This is a genomic window from Mesorhizobium sp. LEGMi-168a (genome assembly GCF_058312955.1).
This window is the reverse complement of sequence record NZ_JBZEGV010000135.1, coordinates 1-1116: the sequence shown is the minus strand read 5'-3', so window position 1 is coordinate 1116 and position 1116 is coordinate 1. Positions and strand designations below refer to the sequence as shown.

The 1116-nt window shown below is 57.0% G+C and carries 2 protein-coding genes; both read right to left on the bottom strand.

Going from position 1 to position 1116, the window contains the following annotated elements:
- Positions 1 to 151 precede the first annotated feature (151 nt).
- Positions 152 to 760 (bottom strand): PIN domain-containing protein, encoded by a 609-nt coding sequence (locus tag AC4FWB_RS34440; RefSeq protein ID WP_491030663.1) that lies wholly within the window; start codon positions 758 to 760, stop codon positions 152 to 154.
- The coding region (locus tag AC4FWB_RS34435; RefSeq protein WP_491030661.1) for a DNA-binding protein at positions 717 to 1116 on the bottom strand (400 nt) is incomplete at its 5' end. The genes AC4FWB_RS34435 and AC4FWB_RS34440, both read right to left, overlap by 44 nt.

Genomic DNA, 1116 nt, shown 5'->3' with positions numbered 1-1116 from the left:
GCGCGGCCCGGCCGGTTCACGAATGCGGCTCAAGTACGATTGGGTGCGATGACTCGCCATAAGTTGCCGTCACCGGTCATCCGCCCGGCAATTCCAGACTGCCCTTTATGCGACTTTCGAAGCACAAAGGGCGAACGCCAAGGCCTGATAGCTAAAGTTCCGCTGTGTGCGTACGCAGCAGCCCGGCTAGTTTTACGAGCCCTTGCTCCTTGAGAAGATTAAGAAAGTCCTGCACCGAGGCTTCTGATCTCGTCAAATTGCGACGGGCGTGGGCAAGCGATCCGACGACGAGTTCGGGAGCCTCTTCATAGATCCTGACAAGAAACGCGTCTGGTGGTTCGCGAACCAACCCATATTTCTTGAGATCCTTCACAGGGAAGTCTCGAAGGTTCCAAGTCAGGATGTGGGAGGCGTTGGCCTCAATCGCAGCCGCCACGACGTGCCTGTCATCGGGATCGGGAAGAGCGATGCCGTCAATATGACGATGATAGTTCCCGACCAACGCTTCTGGCAGGGCCTGGTCCATTAAATGCCGCGTGACCTGAAGCCGCTCGATCGAAAGCGTCGGCGCATTCATGATGAGGTTTCGCATCCACTCGTCATGAATGTCATCTGTCCAGCGCGCATCATAAAGCCTGTCCACTGAAGCTTGGATGAGAATGTTGCGCTGATGAAAGGGATAGAGGACGCAAGCGTCACAAACGGCGGTTACAGGTTTAAACGCCATAACGGACGTGCAAATCCCCTGCGTCGTCAGCAAGCGCTCCCATAGCCGCACGCTGCGCGTCCAGGCTGGCTTTCAGCGCCAATACATCCTTTAGCAAGGCCCGGCGGTGCTTGCCGACATACCGGAAGGGTAAATCACCACGATCCATCCGCAGCACAACAAGCGGCCGGGAGACACCGAGGATCGGGGAGATCTCTGTCGGGCTGAGCTCCTGGTCTTCCGCCAACACAGCAACCCGATCACCGCTTAGTAAGCGGTCGATCAGCGTCTCGACAGCATCAACAGCAATTTGCGGAAGAGCTATCGTCTGCTCTTTGCCGTCACTGCGGCGCACATGCAGCTCCATTCGGTCGCCCGCGGCTAACCTGGGCAATGATTTCACTCTCTTG